The organism is Marinobacter nauticus, assembly GCF_003634635.1.
Classification (GTDB): domain Bacteria; phylum Pseudomonadota; class Gammaproteobacteria; order Pseudomonadales; family Oleiphilaceae; genus Marinobacter; species Marinobacter nauticus.
Genome location: NZ_RBJB01000003.1, coordinates 139,101 through 166,064, shown reverse-complemented (window position 1 = coordinate 166,064; position 26,964 = coordinate 139,101). Strand labels below are relative to the sequence as shown.

The 26,964-nt window shown below is 57.8% G+C and carries 24 protein-coding genes; 10 read left to right on the top strand and 14 right to left on the bottom strand.

What is annotated here, in order from left to right; genetic code table 11:
- Positions 1 to 2: 2 nt before the first annotated feature.
- The 7 genes from bioF (at position 3) to C7436_RS06615 (ending at position 7,831) form a co-directional block, all read left to right on the top strand.
- A complete protein-coding gene (gene bioF, locus C7436_RS06645) occupies positions 3 to 1,187 on the top strand; it encodes an 8-amino-7-oxononanoate synthase (RefSeq protein WP_121207139.1) in 1,185 nt (394 codons plus the stop codon).
- Positions 1,184 to 2,002 (top strand): malonyl-ACP O-methyltransferase BioC, encoded by an 819-nt coding sequence (gene bioC, locus C7436_RS06640; protein ID WP_121207138.1) that lies wholly within the window; start codon positions 1,184 to 1,186, stop codon positions 2,000 to 2,002. Before bioF ends, bioC begins: the two co-directional genes overlap by 4 nt.
- Before the next feature lie 39 nt (positions 2,003 to 2,041).
- Positions 2,042 to 2,746, top strand: coding sequence for a dethiobiotin synthase (bioD, locus tag C7436_RS06635; protein WP_121207137.1), 705 nt, complete (start codon positions 2,042 to 2,044; stop codon positions 2,744 to 2,746).
- A 51-nt stretch (positions 2,747 to 2,797) separates the two neighbouring features.
- Positions 2,798 to 3,043 carry a flagellar basal body rod C-terminal domain-containing protein gene (locus C7436_RS06630; RefSeq protein ID WP_011786197.1) on the top strand — a complete coding sequence of 82 codons (246 nt, stop codon included), beginning with the start codon at positions 2,798 to 2,800 and terminating at the stop codon, positions 3,041 to 3,043.
- A gap of 11 nt (positions 3,044 to 3,054) precedes the next feature.
- Complete coding sequence (locus C7436_RS06625; protein ID WP_022991406.1) at positions 3,055 to 3,771, top strand: putative metalloprotease CJM1_0395 family protein; 717 nt, start codon at positions 3,055 to 3,057, stop codon at positions 3,769 to 3,771.
- Positions 3,772 to 4,020: 249 nt separating this feature from the next.
- On the top strand, positions 4,021 to 5,820 hold the full coding sequence (locus C7436_RS06620; RefSeq protein WP_014422136.1) for an acyl-CoA dehydrogenase C-terminal domain-containing protein: 1,800 nt from the start codon (positions 4,021 to 4,023) through the stop codon (positions 5,818 to 5,820).
- Positions 5,821 to 6,040: 220 nt separating this feature from the next.
- Positions 6,041 to 7,831: an acyl-CoA dehydrogenase C-terminal domain-containing protein gene (locus tag C7436_RS06615; RefSeq protein ID WP_114434186.1), complete on the top strand. Its 1,791-nt coding sequence runs from the start codon at positions 6,041 to 6,043 to the stop codon at positions 7,829 to 7,831.
- Between the two features lie 89 nt (positions 7,832 to 7,920).
- Here the strand turns inward: C7436_RS06615 and C7436_RS06610 are convergent, their stop codons facing one another.
- The 5 genes from C7436_RS06610 to leuS form a co-directional block, all read right to left on the bottom strand.
- Positions 7,921 to 8,556 carry an endonuclease gene (locus C7436_RS06610; RefSeq protein WP_022991403.1) on the bottom strand — a complete coding sequence of 212 codons (636 nt, stop codon included), beginning with the start codon at positions 8,554 to 8,556 and terminating at the stop codon, positions 7,921 to 7,923.
- A 189-nt stretch (positions 8,557 to 8,745) separates the two neighbouring features.
- Positions 8,746 to 9,009, bottom strand: a complete 264-nt coding sequence (locus tag C7436_RS06605; RefSeq protein WP_014422133.1) for a hypothetical protein — start codon at positions 9,007 to 9,009, stop codon at positions 8,746 to 8,748.
- 103 nt (positions 9,010 to 9,112) lie between these two features.
- Complete coding sequence (holA, locus tag C7436_RS06600; RefSeq protein ID WP_114434187.1) at positions 9,113 to 10,126, bottom strand: DNA polymerase III subunit delta; 1,014 nt, start codon at positions 10,124 to 10,126, stop codon at positions 9,113 to 9,115.
- Positions 10,123 to 10,698, bottom strand: coding sequence for an LPS-assembly lipoprotein LptE (locus C7436_RS06595; protein ID WP_022991401.1), 576 nt, complete (start codon positions 10,696 to 10,698; stop codon positions 10,123 to 10,125). The genes holA and C7436_RS06595 overlap by 4 nt, the downstream gene beginning before the upstream one ends.
- Before the next feature lies 1 nt (position 10,699).
- Positions 10,700 to 13,285 (bottom strand): leucine--tRNA ligase, encoded by a 2,586-nt coding sequence (leuS, locus tag C7436_RS06590; RefSeq protein WP_121207894.1) that lies wholly within the window; start codon positions 13,283 to 13,285, stop codon positions 10,700 to 10,702.
- Positions 13,286 to 13,436: 151 nt separating this feature from the next.
- Between leuS and C7436_RS06585 the strand changes: the two genes are divergently transcribed.
- The gene (locus C7436_RS06585; protein ID WP_014422128.1) at positions 13,437 to 13,985 is read left to right on the top strand and encodes a zinc ribbon-containing protein; all 549 of its coding nucleotides are present in this window, start codon (positions 13,437 to 13,439) and stop codon (positions 13,983 to 13,985) included.
- Between the two features lie 49 nt (positions 13,986 to 14,034).
- Here C7436_RS06585 and lnt read toward each other — a convergent pair whose 3' ends face one another.
- From lnt to miaB, 5 genes are all read right to left on the bottom strand, one after another.
- On the bottom strand, positions 14,035 to 15,579 hold the full coding sequence (gene lnt / locus C7436_RS06580) for an apolipoprotein N-acyltransferase (protein ID WP_121207136.1): 1,545 nt from the start codon (positions 15,577 to 15,579) through the stop codon (positions 14,035 to 14,037).
- Positions 15,569 to 16,414, bottom strand: a complete 846-nt coding sequence (locus tag C7436_RS06575; protein WP_011786186.1) for an HlyC/CorC family transporter — start codon at positions 16,412 to 16,414, stop codon at positions 15,569 to 15,571. The genes lnt and C7436_RS06575 overlap by 11 nt, the downstream gene beginning before the upstream one ends.
- Positions 16,411 to 16,884, bottom strand: coding sequence for an rRNA maturation RNase YbeY (ybeY, locus tag C7436_RS06570; RefSeq protein ID WP_121207135.1), 474 nt, complete (start codon positions 16,882 to 16,884; stop codon positions 16,411 to 16,413). Before ybeY ends, C7436_RS06575 begins: the two co-directional genes overlap by 4 nt.
- The gene (locus C7436_RS06565) at positions 16,881 to 17,867 is read right to left on the bottom strand and encodes a PhoH family protein (RefSeq protein WP_011786184.1); all 987 of its coding nucleotides are present in this window, start codon (positions 17,865 to 17,867) and stop codon (positions 16,881 to 16,883) included. The genes ybeY and C7436_RS06565 overlap by 4 nt, the downstream gene beginning before the upstream one ends.
- A gap of 449 nt (positions 17,868 to 18,316) precedes the next feature.
- Positions 18,317 to 19,663: a tRNA (N6-isopentenyl adenosine(37)-C2)-methylthiotransferase MiaB gene (miaB, locus tag C7436_RS06560; RefSeq protein WP_014422125.1), complete on the bottom strand. Its 1,347-nt coding sequence runs from the start codon at positions 19,661 to 19,663 to the stop codon at positions 18,317 to 18,319.
- Positions 19,664 to 19,981: 318 nt separating this feature from the next.
- Here miaB and trmH point away from each other — a divergent pair, with 318 nt between their 5' ends.
- On the top strand, positions 19,982 to 20,716 hold the full coding sequence (gene trmH, locus C7436_RS06550) for a tRNA (guanosine(18)-2'-O)-methyltransferase TrmH (RefSeq protein WP_121207133.1): 735 nt from the start codon (positions 19,982 to 19,984) through the stop codon (positions 20,714 to 20,716).
- A 7-nt stretch (positions 20,717 to 20,723) separates the two neighbouring features.
- On the opposite strand, the gene C7436_RS06545 is transcribed toward trmH, so the two are convergent.
- From C7436_RS06545 to C7436_RS06530, 4 genes are all read right to left on the bottom strand, one after another.
- Positions 20,724 to 21,740, bottom strand: coding sequence for a nucleoid-associated protein (locus tag C7436_RS06545; RefSeq protein ID WP_121207132.1), 1,017 nt, complete (start codon positions 21,738 to 21,740; stop codon positions 20,724 to 20,726).
- A gap of 124 nt (positions 21,741 to 21,864) precedes the next feature.
- Positions 21,865 to 23,523 carry a sulfate adenylyltransferase subunit CysN gene (gene cysN / locus C7436_RS06540; protein WP_121207131.1) on the bottom strand — a complete coding sequence of 553 codons (1,659 nt, stop codon included), beginning with the start codon at positions 23,521 to 23,523 and terminating at the stop codon, positions 21,865 to 21,867.
- A gap of 1 nt (position 23,524) precedes the next feature.
- Positions 23,525 to 24,439 (bottom strand): sulfate adenylyltransferase subunit CysD, encoded by a 915-nt coding sequence (gene cysD / locus C7436_RS06535; RefSeq protein ID WP_014422122.1) that lies wholly within the window; start codon positions 24,437 to 24,439, stop codon positions 23,525 to 23,527.
- A 168-nt stretch (positions 24,440 to 24,607) separates the two neighbouring features.
- Positions 24,608 to 25,030 carry a PilZ domain-containing protein gene (locus C7436_RS06530; RefSeq protein ID WP_014422121.1) on the bottom strand — a complete coding sequence of 141 codons (423 nt, stop codon included), beginning with the start codon at positions 25,028 to 25,030 and terminating at the stop codon, positions 24,608 to 24,610.
- A gap of 282 nt (positions 25,031 to 25,312) precedes the next feature.
- Between C7436_RS06530 and rimO the strand changes: the two genes are divergently transcribed.
- Positions 25,313 to 26,680, top strand: a complete 1,368-nt coding sequence (gene rimO, locus C7436_RS06525; RefSeq protein WP_121207130.1) for a 30S ribosomal protein S12 methylthiotransferase RimO — start codon at positions 25,313 to 25,315, stop codon at positions 26,678 to 26,680.
- Positions 26,681 to 26,964 lie beyond the last annotated feature (284 nt).

Below are 26,964 nucleotides of genomic sequence, written 5' to 3'. Positions count from 1 at the left end.
GCATGCGTGACTTCGCCAAAGAGATAGAAGAACGAAAGCAGGCCGGGTTGTACAGAACCCGCCGCCTGATCGCCGGCCCCCAGCAGCCGACGCTGACGGCGGATGGCCGGTCGTTGCTGTCGTTCTGCAGTAACGACTATCTGGGCCTGGCCAGTCATGGCGAAAACATGCGGGCGCTGGAGCAAGCGCTGCCGGAAGTGGGCCTGGGCGGAGCTGCTTCGCATCTGGTTTGCGGCCACCACGAGGCCCATCATCGCCTTGAGCAGAGGCTGGCAGCGTTCACTCGGCGGAGTTCGGCGCTGTTTTTTTCCACCGGGTACATGGCAAACATGGGTGTCATTTCCGCACTGGCGGGCCGTGGCGATACCATTTTCTCGGATCGACTGAATCACGCTTCGATCATTGACGGCTGCATTCTCAGCCGTGCCCGCGTGCGCCGCTATGCTCACGGTGATGTGGCCGCGTTGGAAGCCATGCTCTCAGCAACCTCCGGCCACAAACTGGTGGTTACCGATGGCGTGTTCAGCATGGATGGAGACATTGCGCCACTCACGGAACTGGCTCGCGTCTGTAAGGCTCACGATGCGCTTCTGGTGGTGGACGATGCCCATGGCATTGGTGTTCTCGGGCCACAGGGCCGGGGGAGCGTGCTGGAAGCCGGGTTGTGCCAGGAGGATGTGCCGGTGTTGATCGGTACTCTGGGCAAGGGCGTGGGAACCTCCGGGGCCTTTGTCGCTGGCTCTGACGTGTTGATTGACTACCTGGTACAGAAGGCGCGGACCTATATCTACACCACCGCCATGCCGCCTGCACTGGCCGCGGCAACCTGCGCCAGCCTGGATGCTGTTGAGAGCGGTGATGAGCGACGCGCTCATCTTGACGCGTTGATTCAGCAATTCAGGGCAGGTGCTCAGGATCTGGGTTATGAGCTGATGTCATCCCGAACGCCCATTCAGCCCATCATGATCGGAAATAATTGGACCGCGTTGGCGCTCAGCCGCGCACTGGAGGATGAGGGGCTGCTGGTAACGGCGATACGGCCGCCCACGGTGCCGGAGGGCGAGGCCCGCTTGCGGGTTACGCTCAGCGCCGCCCATACCGAAGCCGATGTTGACCGTTTGCTGCAGGCCCTGGCGAAGAGCCGTTCCATCCTGAGTGAGGCCGTGGCCCGGGAGCCAGCACTATGACCATCTATACCCGAATCGAACCAGCGGCTCAGGCGGAAGGCGGAACCGGAAGCAAGCAGTCCATCGCCCGGGGGTTCGGGGGCGCCAGTGCCACCTACGACGGTGCATCCCGCCTACAGAAAATCATGGGCGACGCCATGCTCGCCGAGCTTGCAGACACGCCAGTGCCCGAATCGGTTCTTGATTTGGGCTGCGGAACCGGCTGGTTTAGCCGGAAGTTAGCGGAGCAATACCCCCATTCCGCAGTTACCGGCGCAGACCTTTCACCAGGCATGCTGGCTGAGGCTGCGAATCGGAGCCCGGGAGCAATCTACTGGCTACACGCTGATGCCGAACAGATTCCGTTGGCGGATAACAGCGTTGACCTGATCTTCAGTAATCTGATGATTCAGTGGAGCGCCCGGCCGGAACTGATCCTTCGGGAGTGCCGCAGAATTCTCAGGCCTGGCGGACGACTGGCCATATCGACACTGCTAGACGGCACCTTGTCTGAATTGAAGCAGGCCTGGGCCGAGGCCGATCCGGGACAGGCGCACGTAAACCGCTTTGTTCCGGAAACGCAGTGGAAAGCCCTCGTGGAGACGGTTCTGCCAAACGCAAAACAGGTTACTGAAACCATCTCACTGCCGTACCAGTCGCCCATGCACCTCAATCGTGAGTTGAAAGAACTCGGGGCGGTGTTTAAAGGGGAAGAGCGCCGGCGGACGGTGACGGCGCCGGGGCGCTTTCGGGCGATGTGTCGTGCCTATCCGACGAGCGCGGATGGCCTGGTGTCAGCAAGTTATGTAGCAGGATGGCTCTACTGGCGAAAGTGAATTCTCCATCCTCACCTTGCACCAACCACAGGAAAAATAATGGCGAAACACACTTATTTCGTTACAGGCACCGACACTGGCGTCGGCAAAACCATTGTCTCCGCCGCCATTCTCGAGGCAGCCAAAGCCGCCGGCAAACGTACCCTGGCCATGAAGCCTATCGCTTCCGGCTGCGACCAGACACCTGAAGGCCTGAGAAACGAAGACGCCCTGATGTTGCAGGCCGCCATCACCGAAAAACTTCCGTACGACACCATCAACCCCATCGCCCTGGAACCAGCCATTGCCCCCCACGTAGCTGCCCAGCAGGCCGGAAAACAGGTCACCGCCCAGCGAATCGTCGGGTTTTGTCGTGGCATGCAGATCCGCCCCGCCGATCTTCTGCTGATCGAAGGCGCCGGTGGCTGGCAAGTACCACTCAATGATCGGGAAACCTACGCAGCGGTGCCGGGAGAGTTGAAACTGCCGGTGATACTGGTTGTGCCGCTGCAACTGGGGTGTATCAATCATGCCATGCTCAGCGCCGAAGCGATTCGCGCCGACGGACTGGTTGTTGCAGGCTGGGTAGGTAACCATCCCGAAGAACAGGTGATGAGTTGCGAACAGGATACCCTGAACTACCTGTCCACCCACCTCGGCGCGCCTTGCCTCGGTGTGCTTCCCTGGTTGGAAAATACCGATACCGCCGAGATGCCGGCGATCCTGTCTCGGTATCTGAACATCACACCGCTGATTGAAAATTGACCAGAAATGTGAGTTAATCAGGTCAAAGGTTCGTCACAGGAATGGCTGCTCATGATTAACAACACACTTGCTATCGGGATTCAGGGTATCCAGGACGGCATGGTGGGCATGGAGAACGCGGCCCGGAAAATTGCCCGAGGTGGCGTTGACGGTCCTCAGGGCTCAGCGGAGGGCGCTGGAAATCTGGTGGAACCCATGATCGACCTGAAACTATACGAGCGCAGCGTCGAGGCCTCTGCTCAGGTCGTTAAAACCGCCGATGAAACGCTGGGTACCCTGCTGGATATTCGCGCCTGAGCCAGGTTTCTGTGAACGTATTCTCCTCAATCGCTCCCATCTTCTCCGGCTCTCCCACCGGTGCGTCCACGCCGGTCGCAGGCAGTGGCCGAACACCGGAGGCTTCCGGTGAAAAGCCTGCCACTGGCGATACTTCATCAACCTCAAAACCGGTTGAGCAGTCTTCCGAAGGACGAAAATCCGACCAGTCTTCCGAATCACGCTCCGACGCGCGCGAGAATCCGCAAGGCCTGACAGATGAAGAGCTGAAGCAGCTGACTGATCTCAAAGCCCGGGACAGGGAAGTGCGTGCTCACGAGGCGGCGCATCAGGCTGCTGGTGGGCAGTACGCGGGTGCTATGTCGTTTACCTACCAGCGAGGGCCGGATGGCGCCCAGTATGCGGTAGGCGGTGAAGTTCCCATTGATGTTTCGCCGGTGGCGGGGGATCCTCAGGCCACCATTGAAAAAATGCGCGTGGTGCGGTCTGCTGCCATGGCGCCTGCCCAGCCCTCCGGTCAGGATCGCGCTGTTGCCGCCCAGGCCATGCAGACCATGTTGCAGGCACAGTCGGAGCTGGCGGCAGGTGAGGGCGAATCCCGGACGGCGGAAGCCTCTGCCAGTGTTGAGGGAAGCCAGGGTGATGCTCGCAGTGCCCGTTCCCGCGAGGCGGAAGAGAGCTACCGCAATGTCTCTGCCATGGCTGGCGACTCCCGCTATTCCGAGTCTGTGACTTCCCTGTTCGCCTGATCGCTTCGTCTGGCCTTTCTCCTTGTCTTCCCGTTTTCTCCGGGCATTTCTGCCCTGAAAATTTACTGATCGAACACAAAACCAACACAAATTTCAGTCAAGGCTATTGACAATTCTGTGCCTCAAAACGTATGTTTCAAACAAGTGTTTAATTAAGGCCGTGATGCGGTGCATCATGGTGTCTGAGCAAACCCGAGGCCAGAAGCTGTAAACCCGTTTCAGCTGAGACCCAGAACCGAGGTGGATTCCATGCCTGAATACAAAGCGCCCCTGCGTGACATTAAATTCGTAATGAACGAGCTGCTGAACAGCGAGCAGCACTACGCCAATCTGGAAGGTGCCGAAGATGCAACTCCGGATATGGTCGATGCCATTATCCAGGAAGGTGCGAAATTCTGTGAGCAGGTACTGTCTCCGCTGAACCAGGTGGGTGACCAGGAGGGCTGTACCTGGAGCGAAGACGGCGTGAAAACCCCGACCGGCTTCAAAGAAGCGTACCAGCAGTACGTTGAAGGTGGCTGGCCGTCCATGACTGCCGATCCCAACTACGGTGGCCAGGGCCTGCCGCATTCCATCGGCCTGGTTATCAGCGAAATGGTTGGCACCTCTAACTGGTCCTGGGGTATGTACCCGGGCCTGAGCCACGGTGCCACCAACACGATCGAAGCCCACGGCACTGAAGAGCAGAAGCAGACCTACCTGACCAAGCTGATCAGCGGTGAGTGGACCGGTACCATGTGTCTGACCGAGCCGCATTGTGGTTCTGACCTGGGCACCCTGCGCACCAAGGCCGAGCCGAACGCTGATGGCAGCTACAGCATCACCGGTACCAAGATCTTCATCTCTGCCGGCGAGCACGACATGGCTGAGAACATCGTTCACATCGTACTGGCTCGTCTGCCGGGTGCTCCGGAAGGCACCAAGGGTATCTCCCTGTTTATCGTGCCCAAGCAGTTGCCGAACGAAGACGGTTCTGCCGGTGAGCGCAACGCGGTTTCCTGTGGCTCCCTGGAGCACAAGATGGGTATTCACGGTAACGCGACCTGTGTGATGAACTTCGACGGTGCCAAGGGCTGGCTGATCGGGCCGGAGAACAAAGGCCTGAACTGCATGTTCACCTTCATGAACACTGCCCGTATCGGTACTGCTATCCAGGGCCTGGGTTCTGCCGAGCTGGGCTTCCAGGGTTCCCTGGCCTACGCCAAGGAGCGTCTGGCTATGCGTTCCCTGAGCGGTCCGAAGAATCCGGACGGCATCGCTGACCCGATCATCGTGCACCCGGACGTACGCCGCATGCTGCTGACTCAGAAAGTTGTGGCCGAAGGCGCCCGTGCTCTGATCTACCTGGCTGGCCAGCAAGTGGACGTGGTTCACTCTGGCAAGACTGAGGAAGAGCGCAAGCACGCTGACGCGCTGCTGGGCTTCCTGACCCCGATCGCCAAGGCATTCCTGACCGAGATCGGTTACGAGTCTGCCAACCTGGGTATGCAGGTCTTCGGTGGCCACGGCTTCATCACCGAGTGGGGCATGGAGCAGAACGTTCGTGATTCCCGCATCGGCATGATCTACGAGGGTACCACGGGTATTCAGGCGCTGGATCTGCTGGGCCGTAAGGTTCTGATGACCCAGGGCGAAGCTTTGAAAGTGTTCACCAAGCAGGTTCACGTCTTCTGCAAGGAGAACGCCGACAACGAGCAGCTGAAAGAGTTCATCGAGCCGCTGGCTGCGATCAACAAGGAGTGGGGCGATCTGACCATGAAGGTTGGTATGACCGCCATGAAGAACCGCGAGGAAGTCGGTGCTGCTGCTGTGGACTACCTGATGTACTCCGGTTACGCAGTCTTCGCTTACCTGTGGGCCCGCATGGCCAAGGTAGCTCTGGACAAGATGGCCGAAGGCACCTCCGAGGAGATGTTCTACAACGCCAAGGTTCAGTCTGCACGCTTCTACTTCAAGCGTCTGCTGCCGCGCACCCGGACTCACGCAGAAACCATGCTGGCCGGTGCAGACAGCCTGCTGGACATGCCGGAAGAAGCCTTCGCCATCTAAGGCGGGGTTGCTATCTGGTTGATGGCACAGAGAAAGCCCGTTCTCCCGCAGGAGGCGGGCTTTTTTCATGAGTTGCCGGCGTGTTTTGAGGTAGAATAGCGCGCCATAGAACAACAACCTTGTTTCGGACACATAGCCGAGCGGGTGGGCTCCGACCTCCAACAGAAGAGGCATCAACACCGCCCCCCAAGTGACTGACTGAATTTCTGGAGAGTTTTACATGGCTGATTATCAGGCACCCCTTCGTGACATGCGTTTCGTTCTGAACGAAGTGTTTGACGCACCCTCCCTGTGGGCGTCACTGCCAAAGATTGCAGAAAACGTAGACCCCGACACCGCTGACGCCATCCTTGAAGAAGCGGGCAAGATCACCAGCGGCGTACTGGCGCCCTTGAACCGTGAAGCCGACGAACAGGGCTGTAAGTGGAACGAAGGCGAGGTTTCCACTCCGGAAGGCTTCAAAGAAGCCTACCAGACCATCGTGGAAGGTGGCTGGAACGGTCTGGGTGGTAACCCGGACTTCGGTGGTATGGGTATGCCCAAGACGTTGGTGGCCCAGTTTGAAGAAATGATGCAGGGCGCCAACATGGCCTTTGGTCTGGCTCCGATGCTGACCGCCGGCGCCTGCCTGGCCCTGGACGCCCACGGCAGCCAGGAGCTGAAAGAAAAGTACCTGCCGAATATGTACTCCGGCGTCTGGTCTGGTGCAATGGACCTGACTGAGCCTCACGCCGGAACCGATCTGGGTATTATCCGGACCAAAGCTGAACCGAACGACGACGGCTCCTTCAACATCACCGGCACCAAGATTTTCATCACTTGGGGCGAGCATGACATGGCGGAGAATATTATCCACCTGGTGCTGGCCAAACTGCCGGACGCGCCGAAAGGCCCGAAGGGGATTTCCCTGTTCCTGGTGCCCAAGTTCATGGTGAACGACGACGGTTCCCTGGGCGAGCGTAACCAGTTCAGCTGTGGTTCCATCGAGAAGAAGATGGGTATCAAAGGCTCCGCCACCTGCGTGATGAACTTTGATGGTGCCAAAGGCTGGCTGGTTGGTGAAGAAAACAAAGGCCTGGCCGCCATGTTCACCATGATGAACTACGAGCGCCTGGGTGTGGGCATCCAGGGCATTGGTGCCGCCGAAGCGTCCCTGCAGAGCGCCCGCGAATACGCCAACGAGCGTATCCAGAGCCGCGCGCCGACCGGTGCCCAGCAGCCTGAAAAGGCCGCTGACCCGATTCTGGTGCACCCGGACGTGCGCCGCATGCTGATGACCATGAAGAGCTACGTAGAGGGTGGTCGTGCCTTCTCTACCTACGTTGCGCAGTGGCTGGATATCTCCAAGTACTCCGACAACGACGAACAGCGCAAGCACGCTGAAGGCATGGTTGCCCTGCTGACTCCGGTCGCCAAAGCCTTCCTGACCGATCGCGGTCTGGACACCACCATCATCGGCCAGCAGGTCTTTGGAGGCCACGGCTTCATCCGTGAGTGGGGCCAGGAGCAACTGGTCCGAGACTGCCGCATCACCCAGATCTACGAAGGTACCAACGGCATCCAGGCCATGGACCTGATGGGTCGTAAAGTGGTGGGTAGCCAGGGCAAACTGTACGAACTGTTCGCCCAGGACGTTGCCGCCTTCATCGAAGCCAACAGCAGCGACGAAGCTCTGCGCCCCTACCTTGAGCCGCTGGCGGCCTCCCTGGAGCGCCTGTCAGACGTCACCGAGCACGTGGTAAACCAGGCGGCTAACAACCCTGAAGCCATTGGTGCCGCTGCCGTCGACTACCTCGACATGTTCGGCTACACCGCACTGGCGTTTATGTGGGCCAAAGTGGTCAAAGCCGCGGCTCCGAAAGCCGAGGGCGACACCTCCGGCTTCTATACCGGTAAGGTCAAGACCGCTCGCTTCTACTTCGACCGCCTGTTGCCAAAGACCGTGTCTCTGGCCGAAGGCATTCGCAGTGGCAGCGACGCCATGATGGCGCCGGCTGCTAACGAAATCTGATCAGATTTCTGAAGCAGAAATGAAAAAAGCAGGCCTCGATGGCCTGCTTTTTTTGTGGGTGCTATCAACACAGGTTTGGGTCAGGCGGTTTATAGGCGTTCTATCAGCCCGGGATTCACCACAAACGGATTCTCATTGCCCTGAATTTCGGCAATCCGCTTATGCCGGCTCAACTCCCGGTCATCCGGGGGATCCAGTTTGCTCCAGCCTTTGAACACCGGCGTGGCCCCCAGCCAGGGTAGGCCATAAGTATCCACCATATAGGCCATGGTGCGGGCAACGTCGCCTTTAACCCGCTCTGGCGGTTCAAAGAACTGGGCGCTTTCACGAATCCCGCAATCATCGGCGCCCGTGGTCTCGCCAAGATTCTCATACCGGGCGTTACGCCGCCGCATTTCAACGCGGGTTCGTACCGGTACCATGTTGTGAAGATCAGACGTAATTTGCCTATAGCGATTGTCCTGGCGGCACTGGGAGGTTGTTCCACAGTCCAGGGCAGTGCGAATGTCGGCAAGTGGATAAACGTAGCCATCGGTCATGACAAAGCCCTTACCAGTGAAGGGAGTATCACAGAAGAACGACGAGCCGCCGTCGGCATACAGGTTGCTCCAGAATTCATTATCAATGACCGTTTGAGGGTCACTGAAACGGGTATTCTGGCCCACGACCATGCCGGCGGTAAGTGAGAAAGTCAGGGTGACGGAGAGTGCGATTATTTTTTTCATATGACCGTTATACCTCACAGCACGTGTCATACGCCGTGGCCAGCCAGACGACTGGTTGATGGCAAAATGAACAGTTCGACAAAATTATGACGAACTGTTCAGTCTTTACTGTGAAGTATGGCACAGGGGGGGTGAGACAAAAGCCCCTGTTTACGGAGAGATGTGTTTATTTGTTAACCAGTTAACGCTTTATTTCAGTTTGTTACGGATGTTCTGGTAACCGGTTTTCAGATCCTCTCCCAGCTTGCGAGCAGTTTCCCTCGCCTCATTGCTGGCATTCTCGGCATCATGGAAAATCTGATCCAGCTTTGACCGGAACCGATCCCAATCCTGCTCCAGATCGTCCCATTCGTCTTTTACATCTTCCCTTGCAAGGTGCAATTGAACGCGCGCCTCGTCACGATATTGCTTGATCTTGTCGGACAGCTTGTTGAAATCGTCTTGCAGACTCATGGTATTTCTCCTTCCCTGATGAGTTGGGAGTTCTACAATGCGCCCGAACGTGAAAAAGTGTCAAGTCCCTGAGCGGGCCGGTGCTATCCCGCTTTGATTCAGATCAGCTGGCCCGCTTGCCGGCCAGAATAAGGGAGAGATCCCGCAGGTGATGCCAGGGGGAAAGATCATCGAAACCCTTGGCGGCCCGATCAATCAGACTACAAAGGTTGATTGCCTGGTGTAACTGGGCCAGTGAAAGTCTTCGAGCCGCTTGCTGGACGGCGGACGAGCGCTTTGGCTGGAAAACGCCGCGCTTTTTCAGAAAGCCCGCGGGGTTTTCTCCACCGGGCAAGGCGGTCTTAAGCTCAACAATCAGATGAAGGTCACGAACGAGCACAGTGAGTAGTCCAAGAGGGTTTTCGCCCTCCTGCTCCAGCACCCCGATCATGCGGCAGGCATGAACAGCCTTGCCGGATAGCAGTTCCGTGACCAGCTCAAAGCCGTTGAACCTGGCACTATCCTGTACGGCCTGCTCCACCGTCTCTTCATCGATGGTTTTGCCGTTGGTGAGCAGCGTCAGACGGTCCAGCTCCTGGCTGGCGGCCAGCAGGTTGCCCTCCAGGCGCTCTGCAAGAATACCGAGTGCTCCACGGGTCAGGCTGAGGCCTTTTGAGGTGGCCCGTTGCTGCAACCATCCGGGAAACTTGTCTCCCTCGACCGGCCAGAGCGGAACGTGCACGCCATGGCCCTGAAGTTCCTTGTACCATTTGCGTTTGGTTTCGGCGGCATCCAGTCTGGCGCTGATCAGCAGGAGAATGACGTCCTCTGGCGGGGATTGCAGTACCTGCTCCAGAACCCGGCGGCCATCCCCGAGTTTGCCGGTGGGCAGATGAATCTCAATGCGACGTTTTTCAGCGAACAGGGACAGGGCGTTGCATTCGTCAGCAACCGTGTTCCAGTCGAACTGATTGTCTGCGTGAAACGTGAGCCGGTCCAGATAGCCTGCTTCACGGGCGGCGGCGCGGATCTGGTCACAGCATTCCTGAACCAGCAGGGGTTCATCGCCGGAGATCAGGTAAACCGAAGCCAGGCCTTTCTTCAGAAGTTGCGGGAGTTGGCCGGGCTGGGTTTTCATGGTGATTCAGGCTCCTCACCATCGGCAGTGTGTTCCTGAACCAGGGCATCAATTCGTTGTCGGGACATAGGCGCCAGCCGGAAGATAACTTGTTGGGCAAGGCGATCGCCCAATTGTTGCCGCAATTCGTCTTCCTCGCGCTGTTTGGCGAGTACATTGGTCTCGTCGTAGCGGTAGGTTTCACTGGCGTTCAGGTCGGTGGTGGCAATCAGCGGGATCTGGTCCTTGGTCACCAGCTCCATGGCGACCGTGTGGCGCAGAATGTACTCAGCCGCCGCTGCCTGTGCGGTAATGGCTGAAGCCCGGCGGTCCTGGCGGTAGTCCGACAGGCGCAGCAGGTAGTCTGCCTGGCCCGGATTCCGCAGCTCGATGCCACCGAGCTCCAGCTGCTCACGCAGAGACTGGCAGAACTGTCCGGGCAGGGAGGACGGGCAGTCAATAGCCAGGGGTTGCAGGGCAGCCGGAACGGGGGAGCTGCCCCGTAACTGAAAGCCACAGCCGGTCAGGGTGAGCAGCGAGGCAAGCAGTGCCAGAAGGCCCAGCTTTTTCAGTTCAGGGACAGGGCAGGGCATCTTAGTTAGCCACCACGTTCACGAGTTTACCTGGCACAACGATCACTTTTCGTACGGTCTTGCCGTCGGTGAAACGCATGACGTTTTCGTTCTCCAGGGCAAGCTTCTCCAGATCTGTCTTGCCAATATCCGCCGGTACGTTCTCCTTGGCCCGGACCTTGCCGTTCACCTGCAGAACCACCTCGATTTCGCTACGAACCATGGCGCTTTCGTCGGCAACCGGCCAGGAGGCGTCGACCACCGTGTCGGAGTGGCCGAGGGCCTGCCACAGGTTGTGACAGATGTGCGGCACAATGGGGGAAAGCACCAGCACGGCGGTATCCAGGGCTTCCTGACGCACCGCGCGGGTTTGCGGCTCCTCATCGCTGAGCCTGCCCGCTTCGTTGAGCAGTTCCATGACAGCCGCGATGGCGGTATTGAAGGTCAGGCGGCGGCTGATGTCATCGCTGACTTTGGCGATGGTTTCATGGGTCTTGCGGCGCAGGTCTTTCTGAGCACCATTGAGGCTGGCAGGATCAACCGCCGGAGCTTCGCCACCGGCGGTATGCTCATTGACCATCCGCCACAGGCGTTTGAGGAAGCGATGGGCGCCCTCAACGCCGCTGTCGGACCACTCCAGTGACTGCTCAGGTGGTGCCGCAAACATCATGAACAGCCGCACGGTGTCGGCACCGTGTTGATCGATGATGGCCTGGGGGTCGATGCCGTTGTTCTTGGATTTGGACATCTTGGTAACGCCACCGATTTCCACAGGCTCGCCGTCCGATTTCAGCACCGCTCGCACTACCTGGCCCTTGCCATCGCGCTCAACCGTTACATCGGCCGGGTTGTACCAGGTTTTACCGCCATTTGCTTCATTGCGGTAGTAGGTCTCGGCCAGAACCATGCCCTGGGTCAGCAGGCGCTTGAATGGCTCGGAACTGTTCACCAGACCAACGTCGCGCAGCAGCTTGTGGAAGAACCGGGCATACAGCAGGTGCAGAATCGCGTGCTCAATGCCGCCGATGTACTGGTCGACTGGCAGCCAGTAATTGGCGGCGGCCGGATCCAGCATGCCCTTGTCGTAGTTCGGGCTGCAGAAACGGGCGTAATACCAGGAGGACTCCATGAAGGTATCGAAGGTATCGGTTTCCAGGGTGGCTGGCTGGCCGTTGTATTCGGTCTTGCACCACTCCGGGTCGGCCTTGATCGGCGACTGGACGCCGTCCATTTCAACGTCTTCGGGCAGACGAACCGGGAGCTGGTCATCCGGTACCGGCATCTCGGTGCCGTCTTCCAGCGTCATCATCGGGATGGGCGCACCCCAGTAGCGCTGCCGGGACACACCCCAGTCACGCAGACGGTAGTTCACGGTACGTTTGCCGATGCCCTGGGCTTCAAGGTAATCCGCAATTTCCTCAAACGCCTCTTCGCTGGTCAGGCCGCTGTATTTGCCGGAGGACACCAGAACGCCTTTCTCGGTGAAGGCCTGCTCCTGGATATCGATATCGCGGCTGTCGTTCGGTGCAATCACCTGTTTGATGGGCAGCTTGTACTTGACGGCAAATTCGTGATCCCGTTCATCATGGCCGGGAACCGCCATCAGCGCACCAGTGCCGTAGTCCGTAAGTACAAAGTTGGCGACCCAGACCGGGATTTCTTCCTGGGTCAGCGGGTGAATGGCCTTGAAGCCGGTATCTATACCTTTCTTTTCCATGGTCGCCAGCTCGGCTTCGGCCACCTTGCTGTTACGGCACTGGTCGACAAACTCGGCCACATCGCGGTGGCGCTCGGCCGCCGCCTTGGCCAGGGGGTGCTCAGCGGCGACTGCCATGTAGCTGACGCCCATCAGCGTGTCCGGGCGGGTGGTGTAAACCGTCAGGCCGCCTTCCTGCTCTTTCAGCGGGAAGGTCAGCTCGGTCCCTACCGATTTGCCGATCCAGTTGCGCTGCATGGTCTTGACCTGCTCGGGCCAGCCCTCCATGTCTTCCAGATCGTTCAGCAGTTCTTCCGCGTAGTCGGTAATGCGGATGAACCACTGCGGAATCTTTTTCTGCTCGACCAGGGCACCGGAGCGCCAGCCCCGACCGTCAACCACCTGTTCGTTGGCCAGTACGGTCTGGTCAACCGGGTCCCAGTTCACGGTGGACATCTTCTTGTACACCAGGCCTTTCTCGTAGAGGCGGGCGAAGAACCACTGTTCCCAGCGGTAGTATTCCGGGTCGCAGGTGGCCAGTTCGCGGCTCCAGTCGTAGCCAAACCCCAGCTGCTTGAGCTGGTTCTTCATGTAATCAATGTTGGAGCGAGTCCACTTGGCCGGTGCAGACTTGTTGGCAATCGCGGCATTTTCGGCAGGCAGGCCGAAAGCGTCCCAACCCATGGGCTGCATTACATTCTTGCCCTGCATACGCTGGTAGCGGGAAATCACGTCACCGATGGTGTAGTTGCGGACGTGGCCCATATGCAGCTTGCCGCTGGGGTAGGGGAACATGGACAGGCAGTAGTACTTGGGCTTGCCCGGCTCTTCCTTGACCTTGAAGGTCTCGTTGGTTTCCCAGAAAGTGCGGGCGGTCTGTTCTACTTCACGTGGGTTGTATTGTTCGTCCATTCCTGCCATTGCCAAAAGTACCCTGTGTGAAAAGGATGTTCGAGAAAAGGCCGAACATTCTAACGCACACGCGGCTTAACAGGTAGTCTGCCAATTCTGCGGGTTTGTGCCAGACTGAGAGTATGGTGAAAGGTGCAGATAAGGAGCCCAAATGAGCGAGCCAGAACGCAGTCACCTCTCCGGAAAAGCCCTTGAGGTTTACGACCGAATGCTTGAGCGGGTACAGACACGCCTGCATGAGCTACAGGAAACGTCGTTGCAGACGCTGGAGGAAGAAGTTCAGAAAGCGATAGAAGTGGAATACGAGATCGAGGAAATGACCCGGGAAGAAGCGGATCTGCTCGGGGCGTATCTTCAGCGGGATCTGGAGCACCTGTTGCATTTCGTGGAGGAGACCGGCGAAGGCCTGGGAGAATGGCTGCAACTGGATATCGCATTACTGGAACACACCCTGGCAGACCGGCTTCTCTCGGTGGCCGATCAGACCCTGGTTGATACTCTGGAACTGAAGCAGAAGCTGGAGAATCAGGACGTCAGTCACTATATCTCCGGTGAAGTGGCCACGGCGGGTATGTTCCGGTGCATGAACTGCAGCCACATGCTTTGTCTGACCAAGACCAGCCACCTGCATCCCTGCGAGGCCTGCGGCTCCCATTACTTTGAGCGGGTTACCAGCCGGTGGCCACCGAAAGAAAGCTGAAGCCATCGTCTCGAGCCTGCAAGCCATCTGAGCAGCAGGCTCAAGGCGCTCAGTTTTTCGGGATTACCCGCTCGCGAATGAACACAATCAGGATGATCGCCAACGTCAGCACCGGCCAGGATCCTGTTTGCATGTAGGGTGTGCTCCCGGTTGCCGTAAATACCTCACCGGTCAGCACCGCGCGCTCGAACTGTGGGATGCGCTCGGTAATCTTGCCCTTGTGATTGATGATTGCAGTGACGCCGTTGTTGGTACCCCGCAGCATGTAGCGGCCGGTCTCCAGGGCTCTCATGCGGGCAAGCTGCAGATGTTGCAGCGGCCCGATGGAATCACCGAACCAGCCGTCGTTACTGATTGTCAGCAGCAGATCGGTGTTGCGGGCATTAAACGCCACGAAATCGGGGTAGGCCACTTCATAGCAGATGTAAGGGGTGATTTTCATGCCATTGGCGACCAGCGGCGCTTGCTGCTCTGGCCCAGGCGTGAAGCTACTCATGGGCAGGTCAAAGAAACCGATCAGCCCCCGCAGCAGACCCTGAAGTGGCACATATTCGCCAAAGGGCACCAGCTTCTGTTTGTGGTACATTCCCTCGCCATTGCCGATGGCCATAATGCTGTTGTGGAAAGTGTAGTCTTCAATCTGGCCGCTGTAGCCATACCAGGGGATGCCGGTGATCAGCGTGCTGTTTTCCCCTAGCTGTTCCCGGATATGATCAATGACCTTGCCAGCCTGGTCCTGCGGAATGGGGATGGCTGTTTCTGGCCAGAGAATCAGGTCGGTTTGCCAGTGCGCTTCGGTCATGCCCAGATAAGCCACAATCTGATCGCGCAGAAAATCAGGATCCCACTTGATCTGTTGCGGTATGTTGCCCTGCATCGCCGCAAAGCTGACGGGTTCTTTGCTGAGCTCGGTCCAGTCAGCTTTGTTCATGGCCGGGGCAATCAACCAGGGCATCAGGGCTGCTACCAGAATGGCTCCAGCAGTGACCTTCCTGTCAAGTTTGAACAGCCACCAGGCGCCGTAAGCAGCCACTGCGGTAACGGTGATCCAGAAGGTAATGCCATGCACGCCAGTCAGCGGCGCCAGCCCGGCCAGGGGGCCGTCGGTATGGGCGGTGCCCAGATAAAGCCATGGAAAACCGGTCAGCAGCCAGCCGCGCAGCCAGTCACCCAGAATCCAGATGGCAGGGAACAGCAAGAGTCGGCGTGGTGCGCTGTCTTTGGCGAGTTTGCCCCAGAACCAGAACGCCAGCCCATGGAACAGGGCCAGCCCGGCAATAAACAGGACCATGAGTACAATGGCCAGAGGTACCGAAGTATTGCCGTGCTCGCTGATGCTGACGTAAATCCAGCTGGCACCGGAGGCGAACAGACCAAGCCCGGCCAGCCAGCCGGAGCGGAACAGCTTGTCTGGCGCCTGATGGACGGTGACCAGCAGGATCAGAAACACCGACAGGGGCCCCAGCCACCACAGATAGAATGGCGAGAAGGTCAGTGTTTGCAGAGCGCCGGCAATCACAAGGATTGCGGCGCCCAGCCATTTTCGGGTGGTGAACGGGGGTTTCAGTGGCGGGTGCTGTGGATCATGACTCACTGCGGGTTACCTGCAACAGACGGATGACTCGGTTATCGGCGTTGGCAATAGTAAACTGCAAGCCGCCGAATTCAACCGTTTCGCCCCGTCTGGGCAGGTGTCCAAATTCTTTCAGTACCAGGCCGCCAATGGTATCGAACTCTTCTTCATCCATGTCTGTCTCGAAGAATTCGTTGAAATCATCGATGGGCGTTACGGCCTTCACCGCAAAGGTCCCGTCGCCCCGGGCCTTTATATGGGTCTCCTCATCGAAGTCATGTTCGTCTTCGATTTCACCGACGATCTGTTCCAGCACGTCTTCGATGGTGATAAGGCCAGCGGTTCCGCCGTACTCATCCACCACAATCGCCATGTGGTTGCGGTTTTCCTTGAACTCCTTGAGCAACTGGTTCAAACGCTTGCTTTCGGGAACAAAGGTGGGCGGCCGCAGGATCTCGCGGATGCGGTTCCAGTTCAGATCGTTGTTGAGGGCAAGAGGAAGCAGGTCTTTCGCCAGCAGTACCCCGATAACGTCATCCTGACTTTCGCCGATGACCGGAAAGCGGCTATGGGCGGAGGACATAATCTCGGGCAGGAACTCTTTGGGTTCCTGAGATGCCTTTACGGTGATCATCTGGGATCGGGGGATCATGATCTCATCCACCCGCATGTCGATCACCTGCATGGCGCCTTCAATGATGCTCATGGAATCAGCATCAATAATGCTTTGGGATTCGGCATCCCGCAGGATTTCCAGCACGTCCTCGACGGACTCAGGCCCGCTGGAAAAGGCCTGTGATATACGCTCCAGCCAGGACTTGTTGCCCTGACTGCGACTCGACTGATCGTCGCTCATGAGTCTGGTTCCGTTTCCTCTGCTTCGTAAGGGTTAGCAAATCCGAGCTGCGCAAGCAGCCGGATCTCGAGGGCTTCCATGACCTCGGCTTCATTATTTTCAACATGATCGTAGCCCTGGAGATGCAACATACCGTGCACCACCATATGGGCCCAGTGAGCGACAGCGTCTTTGCTCTGCTCCCGCGCTTCCTGTTCAACAACTGGCGCGCAAATCACGAGATCTCCGGCCAATGGCACCGTTATACCCGCTGGTGCTTCAAATGGGAAGGACAAAACATTGGTAGGCTTGTCCTTGTCCCGGTACTGGTGATTCAGCTCACGGCTCTCGTCGTTGTCGACAATACGGATGGTTACTTCGGTTGGATTCTCATCCTGCCACGCCGCCTCTGCCCAGGCTTCAAACAACGCCTCGGTAGGTACGCCCGTGCCGTCAAAGGCCATCTGAAGGTCCACAGTTACCTTGCTCATTGGCCTGTGGCACTCCCGTCGTTGAAAGAATCGTAGGCTTCAACAATGCGTTGAACCAGGGGGTGACGCACCACATCCTTGGCGTCGAAACGGGTAAAGCCAATACCCGGGACCTTGCTCAACACGCTGGCGGCATGAATCAGCCCGGAATTCTGTCCGCGGGGCAGGTCCACCTGGGTGGTATCGCCGGTAATGACCGCGGTAGAGCCAAAGCCTATCCGGGTCAGGAACATCTTCATCTGCTCCCGGGTGGTGTTCTGGCTTTCGTCCAGAATAATAAACGAGTTGTTCAGGGTGCGGCCGCGCATGAAGGCCAGGGGGGCAATCTCGATTACGCTTTTCTCGATCAGGCGGGTTACCTGATCGAATCCCAGCATTTCGTATAGTGCGTCGTAGAGCGGGCGCAGGTACGGGTCCACTTTCTGGGCCAGATCACCAGGCAAAAAGCCCAGCTTCTCGCCGGCCTCCACCGCCGGCCGAACCAGCAGAATACGCTTCACCTGCTCGTCTTTCAGAGCCTCGACAGCACAAGCCACTGCCAACCACGTCTTACCGGTACCCGCGGGCCCGATGCCGAAGTTGATGTCGTGGGTGCGAATGTTATGCACATACTTCTGCTGATTCCGGCCACGGGGTTTGGCGGTCAGCTTGGGTGTCTTGATAACAGTGACCTGGCCTTCATCGTAAGGCACATCATCCGGCAGCCGTTCCAGGCCGGTTTCGCGGATGAACAGGTGCACGGTATCGGGCGGTATGTCATCACTGGCCTCGGTTTCCCGGTACAGATGCCGGATAACCTCGGTGGCCGCGGCTACGTTTTCAGTGCTGCCTTCCACCCGAAAGTGATGCCCGCGCCGGCCAACTTTCACTTGCAGGCGCTGCTCGATCATTTTCAGGTGTTCATCAAACTGTCCGCACAAGGTCGCCAGGCGGCGCTGGTCCACCGGGTGCAGGTCAAATTGTCTGGTATCGTGAGTGTTCAATCTTGCTCCGTTTCGTTGGACTCCCCTGGTTGGGAGTCAGCATTTCTATGGGTGGAGTATGGCCGATGCGTGGTTATGCTTCCACAGACACGCTACGAGCACATCCCTGTGCGCTTGTTTCGGGCCGTCCCTGGCCCTCAACAGTCTGTGGAAGCATAACCACGCACCGTCCTTTCTGACTATGTGCAGGCTCGAAAGGAAAAAACAAGCGGAGGAACATTTCAGCGGCGTCGGTTTTCTCTGCGCTCTGGAATAATTTGAAAGCCTGTCCAGGTATTACTGGCATGCTACTGCATGATACGCGGAGGCGGGCTGGATCAGCCTCCCAAAAATGTCGGAGGCCATGGATGGCCGTAGAGAAGCGCACACGGATGTGCTCGTAGCGGTTTTTGGGAGGCTGATCCAGCCCGCCTCCCAACGCCACACAAAGAGCACATGGGTGCCGAAGCCTAAAACAACTCGGAACTAACCGGCACACCACGAAGAGAGTTCGGGTAGGCCTCGACGATTTCTACGTCGATGAAATGACCAACCACCTCAGGATTCTCGTGGCGGAAATTCACAATACGGTTGTTCTCCGTACGCCCCGCATACTCACCAGGATCCTTCTTGGACAAACCAGTCACCAGAATACGCTGAGTAGAACCCACCATCTTCCGGCTGATATCCATTACATTTTGATTCAGGCGATCCTGAAGAATGCTCAACCGCTGCTTCTTCACCTCCATCGGCGTATCGTCCGGCAAGTCAGACGCCGGTGTACCCGGGCGGGCGCTGTAGATGAAGCTGAAGGACATGTCGAAGCCGATGTCGTTGATCAGCTTCATGGTGTCCTCGAAATCCTTGTCGGTTTCACCCGGGAAGCCGATGATGAAATCCGAAGAAAAGCTGATGTCCGGGCGGATCTTGCGCAGGCGGCGCAGCTTGGATTTGTACTCCAGCGCCGTGTGGCCCCGCTTCATCGCTGCGAGGATGCGATCAGAGCCGCTCTGTACCGGCAGGTGCAGGTGGCTGACCAGTTCGGGAACCCGCTCGTAGACTTCAATCAGCGCATCGCTGAATTCCACCGGGTGAGAGGTGGTGTAGCGGATGCGATCAATGCCGTCGATGGTGGCGATGACTTCGATCAGTTCCGCCAGGTCCATTTGATCGCCGTCGTGGGTTTCGCCACGGTATGCGTTCACGTTCTGGCCCAGCAGATTCACTTCCCGCACTCCCTGGGTAGCCAGATGAGCTACTTCGGCGATGACATCGTCTACCGGGCGGCTGACTTCCTCGCCGCGGGTGTAGGGCACCACGCAGAAGGTGCAGTATTTGCTGCAGCCTTCCATAATGGAGACAAACGCAGAGGGGCCGTCGGCGCCGGGCTCAGGCAGGTTGTCGAATTTCTCGATTTCCGGAAAGCTGACGTCGACCACGCCAACGCCGTTACCTTTGGTGCGTACTTCGGTGATCATGTCGGGCAGGCGATGCAGGGTTTGCGGGCCGAATACCATATCCACGTAGGGCGCCCGGTCGATGATGGCCTGGCCTTCCTGGCTGGCGACGCAGCCGCCGACGCCGATGATCAGGTCGGGTTTTTTGGTTTTGAGACTTTTCCAGCGGCCAAGCTGGTGAAACACTTTCTCCTGGGCTTTTTCGCGGATGGAGCAGGTGTTCAGCAGCAGGATGTCGGCGTCATCGGCGTTGTCGGTAACTTCGACCGCTTCGCCGGTTTTGAGCAGGTCTGCCATGCGGGCAGAGTCGTACTCGTTCATTTGGCAGCCGTGGGTTTTGATGTACAGCTTCTTGGCCATGGGTCTCACGTAGTTTGGTGTGTTGGCGCCGGGGTGGAGTGGGGCGCTGGCAAAAATGGACTGCACATTATAACGGGGTGCTTAAACATCAACCACCGTTGTCTCGGTATTCCTCATTTGGCTCTGTGCTATTATTCGCAGCCTTTGAGTTGTGGTGCATGAAGGTCTTTGGTGGAGGCTTTCCAAAAAACGCTCCTTACGGCACATCCCTGTGGCGCTTCTGCTCCGCCATCCATGGCTCCGCAAATTTTTGGAAAGCCTCCCCCAAAGCCCTTCCCGGACCGCTGTGCCATCATCAACAAGGCTTGGATTTTACCCATGACCCCTGAACGCCTCGCCCGAATCAAACAAGTCCTCAACACTCGCCAACCAGACCTGCGGGTGCTGACGGATCAGGTGCACAAACCCAGAAACCTGTCGGCCATTATTCGGTCCTGCGATGCCTTCGGTCTGGCCAATATGCACGTGGTCTGGCCCAAGGAGGGTTTTCGGGCATTTCGTAAGACAGCCGGTGGCAGCTTTCATTGGGTAACAACGCATACCCATCCGACCATGGATAACGCGGTAACGGAGCTGAAGGCCCAGGGGCACAAGCTGTATGCGGCGCAATTGTCAGACCGGGCGGTGGATTTTCGGGAGGTGGATTACACCGTGCCGTGCACGATTATCATGGGTAACGAGGTGGATGGGGTGAATCCGGTCACTGCTGAACAGGCGGATGAGCATATTGTGATTCCGATGATGGGAATGGTGGAATCGCTGAATGTGTCTTCAGCCTGCTCGATTATCCTTTCCGAAGCCCAGCGTCAGCGGAAGCTGGCAGGTATGTTTGATCAGCGACGGATGCCCGATGACGAGTACAACCGTCTGCTGTTCTGTTGGTGCCAGCCAACAGTGAAGCGGTACTGTGATGATCGCAACCTGCCGTATCCGCCTATTGATCATGAAACCGGGGAGTTGATCGATGGCGTGGGCTGGATGCAGGAGGTCAGGAAGCTCAGGGCCAATCGCCCCCGGTGGGACGATCAGCCGGAGAATGTTGCAGAGAACTGAGTTTAGATCAGTCCTCGCGGGCTTCCAGGTACCGTTGCAGTTGTTCTCGCAGCGCTTTGGGCAGGCGGGTGATGGTGAGGGCGTCTTTGTCACGGTCGTAGTAGACCGCCTGGTTCACCAGGTCTGAAGAGAACGACACGCTCATACCCCCGCCGGAGCCAGCGATGCGCACGAGTTTTTTGACCTTGCGGTGGTCCGGGTGCAGTACGCCGGTTTCCGGTAGTTCGGCGTTCTGGCTGGCGAATTCCTTGAAGCGCTGGGGCTGGCTTTCGTCCAGGTAATTCGACAGAGCTTCGATTTCCACGGGCTCGCCCAGGGCGTGCTGGTCTTTGCAGAATTCGTAGGCCTTGGCGCGCACTTCGCCGGCTTTTCCCGGTTCGCTGGTTTTGGCGAAGGCTTCCACTGCGTCCAGAAAGGTCATGGTTTCCTTTTCCACGTCCACGCTGTTGGTGAAGGCGCACAGGCGGATGAACAGCTCGCCGGGGTCGCCGGTGCCGCGGCCGTGGATCAGGGTCAGGTAGTTTTCGCTGCCGTTGGCGTTGCGCCAGTCGTCCAGTTCAATTCGCACGGCCAGGTTCAGGCGCGACAGGCTGAGTACGTCGGTGGCGTCCAGTTTCTGGCTGCCGTCGAAGCGCATGGAGCTGTCGGTTTCCAGGATAAACAGGTACACCACTTCGGCATCGGCCAGGGCGTCGTGTACGATCATCAGGTGGCCGTCGAATTCTTCCTGGCTGCCGGTAAGCAGTTCCTGCCACTGGCCGAAAAGACGGTCGGTCATGGCCGCGAAGGTCTGTTTGTCTTCCAGGTAGTCTTTGAGCCAGGCGCTGAAGGGGCATTCGCCGATGTCGTCTGAGAAGCGGCCATATTTCTTGCCGGGTTTGCTGTTGAACAGGCGCTTCATCTGCTTGTGCAGGGCTTCGTAGTCGCCGCCCGGTTCCTGCAGGGCCTCGCCCGCTACGAGGCGGGCAGGTTGGCCCGGCTGGTATTGGCTTGCGAAGGCGGTGCGCAGGTGTTTGATGGCCATGGGTCAGCTCCTGTCAGATTCAGTCGGCTTGGCGGAGCGTGATTGTGCCACGGTTGGCAGAGAAAGAAACCCCGGTCCCGACGTCTTCGTTCGGGCCGGGGTTCTCAATGGGCGTGTATGGAAATCAGATTCGCTTGCTGCGAATCAGTTCCTGGACCAGTGTCGAGACGGCGCCGGGAATGTCAGCTTCGTTCTCTGCGTTGGCACTGGCGTTGGCAATGTCCGAACCCAGGTTCACGGCAATGGCTACCAGCCCGTGAGCGGTCAGCAACTGCGCTACCCGACGGCGTTCGTCTGCGTCGCCCGCATTTTCTTCGGATACCACGACGGCGGTCTTGCCCTGATCGAACAGAGCTCGCTCAACGGCCTGTGCCAGTTCCGGGCCATGTTTGCCGTTACAGGCGATGATGGCCGGTTTCTGGGCCAGGCGTCGTTCGCGTTCCTCGGCGGTGACCGGGTCCAGGGATTCCAGGCCATCGGCCAGGCCAGCGATCATGCCCGCCCCGATGGTTACGTTGGTCAGGCGGTCAATGACGATGAAGCTGCCGGTGGCGTGGTTACGCTGATAGGCGTCAAACGCGACCGGTTGGTTCAGGGTCAGTTCGCACAGGCCGATCTCGTTCAGGGCCAGTTGGCTGGGATTGGCTTGCTGATCCAGAGTGTTTACATCGGTCTGATGGTGGATTTTCTTCACGGTACCGGAAGTAAAGGTGGGGCCCAGCTTGATGTCATACAGCCGGCCGGTTTCCAGCGGTGCGTCGGTCATCCAGACAATGTTGGCATTGAAGCGGTTGTGGACTTCCGGTTCGTCCTCCACTTTCACCAGCATGTCGCCACGGCTGATGTCGATCTCGTCTTCCAGGGTCAGGGTGACCGCCTGGTCGATGTAGGCTTCGTCCAGGTTGCCGTCGAAGGTCACGACTTCCTTCACTTTGCTGGTACGGCGTGAGGGTAGGGCCATCACTGCATCCCCGGGGCGAATCACGCCGGAGGCGATGGTGCCGCAGAAGCCTCGGAAGTTCAGGTTCGGACGGGTCACGTACTGCACCGGGAAGCGGAAATGCTCCAGGTTCTTGTCACGGGACACCTCCACCGTTTCCAGAATTTCCATCAGCGGCTGGCCGGTAAACCAGGGGGTGTTCTTGCTCTTGTTGACGACGTTGTCTCCGTCCAGCGCCGAGATGGGAACAAATCGGATATCCTTGAGGCCCAGTCGTGAGGCGAAGGCCAGGTAGTCGTCGCGGATTTCATTGAAGCGCTCTTCGCTGAAGTCCACCAGATCCATTTTGTTCACGGCGACCACGATGTGCCGGATGCCCAGTAGCGAAGCAATGTAGGAATGCCGGCGGGTCTGAGTGAGTACGCCGTGGCGGGCATCAATCATCAGGATGGCCAGTTGCGCAGTGGATGCGCCGGTGGCCATGTTGCGGGTGTACTGCTCATGGCCCGGGGTGTCCGCGATGATGAACTTGCGCTTGTCGGTGCTGAAATAACGGTAAGCGACATCAATAGTAATGCCCTGTTCCCGCTCGGCCTGAAGGCCGTCCACCAGCAGTGCCAAGTCCAGTTTTTCGCCGGTGGTGCCCATTTTTGCGCTGTCAGTTTTCAGGCTGGCCATGTGATCTTCATAGATCATCTTGGTGTCATGCAACAGCCGGCCAATCAGCGTGCTCTTGCCGTCATCCACACTGCCGCAGGTGAGCAGGCGCAGGAGTTCCTTGTTCTCGTGTTGCTTCAGGTAAGCCTGAATATCTTCTGCAATCAGATCAGACTGGTGTGACATGTTAGAAATACCCTTCCCGCTTTTTCTGTTCCATGGAGCCCGCTGAGTCGTGGTCGATCACCCGGCCTTGCCGCTCTGAGCTGGTGGCTAGCAGCATTTCCTGAATGATGTCGGGCAGGGTGTTGGCCTCGGATTCAATGGCGCCGGTCAGCGGATAGCAGCCCAGGGTGCGGAAGCGTACCGATTTCATCATCGGCTTTTCACCTTCTTTCAGGGGCATGCGGTCGTCGTCCACCATGATCAGGGTGCCATCGCGCTCTACCACGGGCCGCACGGCTGCGTAATAGAGGGGAACGATGTCAATGTTTTCAAGGTAGATGTATTGCCAGATGTCCAGCTCAGTCCAGTTGGACAGCGGGAAGACCCGGATGCTTTCGCCCTTGTTGACTTTGCCGTTGTAAATATTCCAGAGCTCCGGGCGCTGGTTCTTCGGGTCCCAGCGGTGGTGTTCGTCACGGAAGGAATATACCCGCTCCTTGGCGCGTGATTTTTCTTCGTCCCGGCGGGCGCCCCCGAAGGCGGCGTCGAACTTGTACTTGTTCAGGGCCTGCTTCAGGGATTGGGTTTTCATGATGTCCGTGTGCTTGGCGCTGCCATGAGTAAAGGGGCCGACGCCTTGCTTTACGCCTTCTTCATTGATGTGCACGATCAGGTCTAGCCCGAACTTCTCCGCTACATTGTCCCGGAACGAGATCATGTCCCGGAACTTCCAGGTGGTATCCACGTGAAGCAACGGGAACGGTGGCTTGCCCGGGTAGAAGGCTTTCAGGGCAAGATGCAGCATCACGGCAGAATCTTTACCGATGGAGTAAAGCATGACCGGGTTGTCGAACTCGGCGGCCACTTCCCGAATGATGTGGATGCTTTCGGCTTCCAGCTGTTTGAGATGGGTGAGGTTATATGTGGTCATGTTCATCCGTTGCCATGGAGGGCGAAGTAATGGCTGTAATTTAGATGAACAACTATATCAGAGCAGCTTAGGGTATAAGAAGGAGTGCTGTAAGAATTTCAGGTTCTAATAATATAGCCTTCGCCGGTGTCTCGAGGCGGGTGTAAACGCCAGCGACGTCGCCACTGGCTTCCGTCAGTGAGCTTCGCTGGAGGGATTACGTGCGTCCGAAAGCAATTTGGCAACGTAACGATCGACATAGTCAAAGCCGTTACCTTCGAATTCACAGAACTGGATACCAATCTGGAACTCGTCTCGGGCAATGCGACGCATGTGTACGATGTTCCCATCGGCAAGCACCGTGACCGGCTGGTTTGCAATGACGGGCACCGAAAAACGGGTTTTGACTTCGATCCAGTGGCCGGGGGCCGGTGTTTTCAGGCCCGGAACCAGCTGTTTGACGGTGTCCTGATCACAGGAGAGCATCACGCCTGAGCGGGACAGGTTGGATACCTGGCAGGTAAGGCAGCAGCCATCCGGCTTTTCGATGGTAATGTCGGTTGAAACGTCCACCCGCTGCTGGTTTCGCAGATTGGGTTTGGCGGCAAGAGGTTTCATGTTCACTCTTCTGGCATGTGTGGTTTGAAAAGAAGTTGCCTTTCCCATAAACGCCTTCCAGAAAAACGCATAAACGATTGAAAGTTTAGCTGTTTAAAAAGTGAACAGCAAGAATCCTGTCGGTAATTGTGGCACTTTTACTACAAAATTCTGAACACGGTGTCACAGTTTTAGTCGGTAAGTTGATCTGCGTCAGCGGATTTGTGGTGGCGAAGTAGGTGGTGCTACTGCTGCAGTTCTTCCGGTCGTGAGGTAAAATTGCCCGCTACACTCATCGGGAGCATGGCTCCGGACATCCTGCAGGCTTTTATGACCGAGAAAACGCAAAACGCGCCCCAGAGCGGAAAAGTAGGCTTTATCAGCCTTGGTTGCCCGAAGGCGCTGGTAGATTCTGAACGTATCCTGACCCAGTTGCGCCTGGACGGCTACGATGTGGTGCCCACCTACGACGACGCCGATATTGTGGTGGTGAACACCTGTGGTTTTATAGATGCCGCCAAGCAGGAATCCCTGGACGCCATTGGTGAGGCAATCAGTGAGAATGGCAAGGTCATCGTCACCGGTTGCATGGGGGTTGAGGCCGACCGGATCCGTGAAACCCATCCGGGCGTGCTCGCAGTGTCCGGTCCTCATGCCTACGAAGAAGTGGTCGGCGCCGTCCACCAATATGTGCCGCCCAGGAAAGAGCATGACCCGTTTGTGGACCTGGTGCCGCCGCAGGGCGTCAAGCTGACGCCTCGCCATTATGCCTACCTGAAAATCTCGGAAGGCTGTAACCACCGTTGCACCTTCTGCATCATTCCCTCAATGCGGGGCGACCTTGTCAGTCGCCCGATTGGCGACGTGATGGACGAGGCCAAACGGTTGGTGGATGCGGGGGTGAAAGAGATTCTGGTGATTTCCCAGGACACCTCCGCCTACGGCGTCGACATCAAATACCGCACCGGTTTCTGGCAGGGGCGCCCGGTAAAGACCAAAATGCAGGCGTTGTGTGAAGCGCTGGGTGAGATGGGCGTGTGGGTTCGGTTGCACTATGTCTATCCCTATCCCCATGTGGACGACATCATTCCGCTGATGGCCGAAGGCAAGATCCTGCCGTACCTGGACATCCCGTTCCAGCACGCCAGTCCTGGAGTACTCAAAGCCATGAAGCGCCCGGCCCATGACAGCAAGACCCTGGAGCGCATCAGGAAGTGGCGGGAAATCTGCCCGGAACTGACTATTCGTTCCACCTTCATCGTGGGTTTCCCGGGGGAAACCGAGGAAGATTTCCAGTACCTGCTGGACTGGCTGGACGAGGCTCAGCTGGATCGAGTCGGCGCCTTCACTTATAGCGCGGTGGAAGGGGCGTCGGCGAACGAGCTCGAAGGTGCGGTCCCAGAGGACGTGAAGGAAGATCGCCTGGCTCGCTTTATGGCCAAACAGGCAGAAATCTCGGCTGCCCGCCTTAAGGCAAAGATTGGCAAGACCATTGATGTGCTGATTGATGAAGTGGACGAGGAAGGTGCGATTGGCAGATCAAAAGCCGACGCGCCTGAGATTGACGGGATGGTCTACCTGAACGACGAAACCGACCTGGTTCCCGGGCAGATCGTTCAGGCCGTGGTTGAGCATGCGGATGAGCATGATCTCTGGGGGCGTTTGATCTGACTGTCGGCATCGTCTCAGCGGACTATCGCTAAATGGTCTGGCAGGGTGGGTTTTGAGCCCCTTCCCAAAATGTCGGAGGCCATGGACGGCCGGAGATAAGCACACATGGGTGAGGCAAGCGTTTACGAAGCGAAGCTTCATGTGCAGACGAACGACAGCAATCCATGATTGCCGGCAGGACCCGCTTGCGGGTGCTTGTAGCGTTTTTTGGGAGGGGGGGCTCCAAACCCGCCCCTCCCCAAACTCAAAAGGTTAGGGCCGAAACAAGACGGCCCTCACTAAAG

Coding starts and splice junctions, on each gene's coding strand:
- cysN (WP_121207131.1), bottom strand. CDS start 23,523: ATGTCACACCAGTCTGATCTGATTGCAGAAGATATTCAGGCTTACCTG.
- ybeY (WP_121207135.1), bottom strand. CDS start 16,884: ATGAGCAAGGTAACTGTGGACCTTCAGATGGCCTTTGACGGCACGGGC.
- bioF (WP_121207139.1), top strand. CDS start 3: ATGCGTGACTTCGCCAAAGAGATAGAAGAACGAAAGCAGGCCGGGTTG.
- C7436_RS06575 (WP_011786186.1), bottom strand. CDS start 16,414: ATGAGCGACGATCAGTCGAGTCGCAGTCAGGGCAACAAGTCCTGGCTG.
- C7436_RS06615 (WP_114434186.1), top strand. CDS start 6,041: ATGGCTGATTATCAGGCACCCCTTCGTGACATGCGTTTCGTTCTGAAC.
- bioD (WP_121207137.1), top strand. CDS start 2,042: ATGGCGAAACACACTTATTTCGTTACAGGCACCGACACTGGCGTCGGC.
- C7436_RS06605 (WP_014422133.1), bottom strand. CDS start 9,009: ATGAGTCTGCAAGACGATTTCAACAAGCTGTCCGACAAGATCAAGCAA.
- miaB (WP_014422125.1), bottom strand. CDS start 19,663: ATGGCCAAGAAGCTGTACATCAAAACCCACGGCTGCCAAATGAACGAG.
- C7436_RS06610 (WP_022991403.1), bottom strand. CDS start 8,556: ATGAAAAAAATAATCGCACTCTCCGTCACCCTGACTTTCTCACTTACC.
- holA (WP_114434187.1), bottom strand. CDS start 10,126: ATGAAAACCCAGCCCGGCCAACTCCCGCAACTTCTGAAGAAAGGCCTG.
- C7436_RS06620 (WP_014422136.1), top strand. CDS start 4,021: ATGCCTGAATACAAAGCGCCCCTGCGTGACATTAAATTCGTAATGAAC.
- C7436_RS06585 (WP_014422128.1), top strand. CDS start 13,437: ATGAGCGAGCCAGAACGCAGTCACCTCTCCGGAAAAGCCCTTGAGGTT.
- rimO (WP_121207130.1), top strand. CDS start 25,313: ATGGCTCCGGACATCCTGCAGGCTTTTATGACCGAGAAAACGCAAAAC.
- cysD (WP_014422122.1), bottom strand. CDS start 24,439: ATGAACATGACCACATATAACCTCACCCATCTCAAACAGCTGGAAGCC.
- C7436_RS06530 (WP_014422121.1), bottom strand. CDS start 25,030: ATGAAACCTCTTGCCGCCAAACCCAATCTGCGAAACCAGCAGCGGGTG.
- C7436_RS06545 (WP_121207132.1), bottom strand. CDS start 21,740: ATGGCCATCAAACACCTGCGCACCGCCTTCGCAAGCCAATACCAGCCG.
- C7436_RS06630 (WP_011786197.1), top strand. CDS start 2,798: ATGATTAACAACACACTTGCTATCGGGATTCAGGGTATCCAGGACGGC.
- C7436_RS06595 (WP_022991401.1), bottom strand. CDS start 10,698: ATGCCCTGCCCTGTCCCTGAACTGAAAAAGCTGGGCCTTCTGGCACTG.
- bioC (WP_121207138.1), top strand. CDS start 1,184: ATGACCATCTATACCCGAATCGAACCAGCGGCTCAGGCGGAAGGCGGA.
- leuS (WP_121207894.1), bottom strand. CDS start 13,285: ATGGACGAACAATACAACCCACGTGAAGTAGAACAGACCGCCCGCACT.
- trmH (WP_121207133.1), top strand. CDS start 19,982: ATGACCCCTGAACGCCTCGCCCGAATCAAACAAGTCCTCAACACTCGC.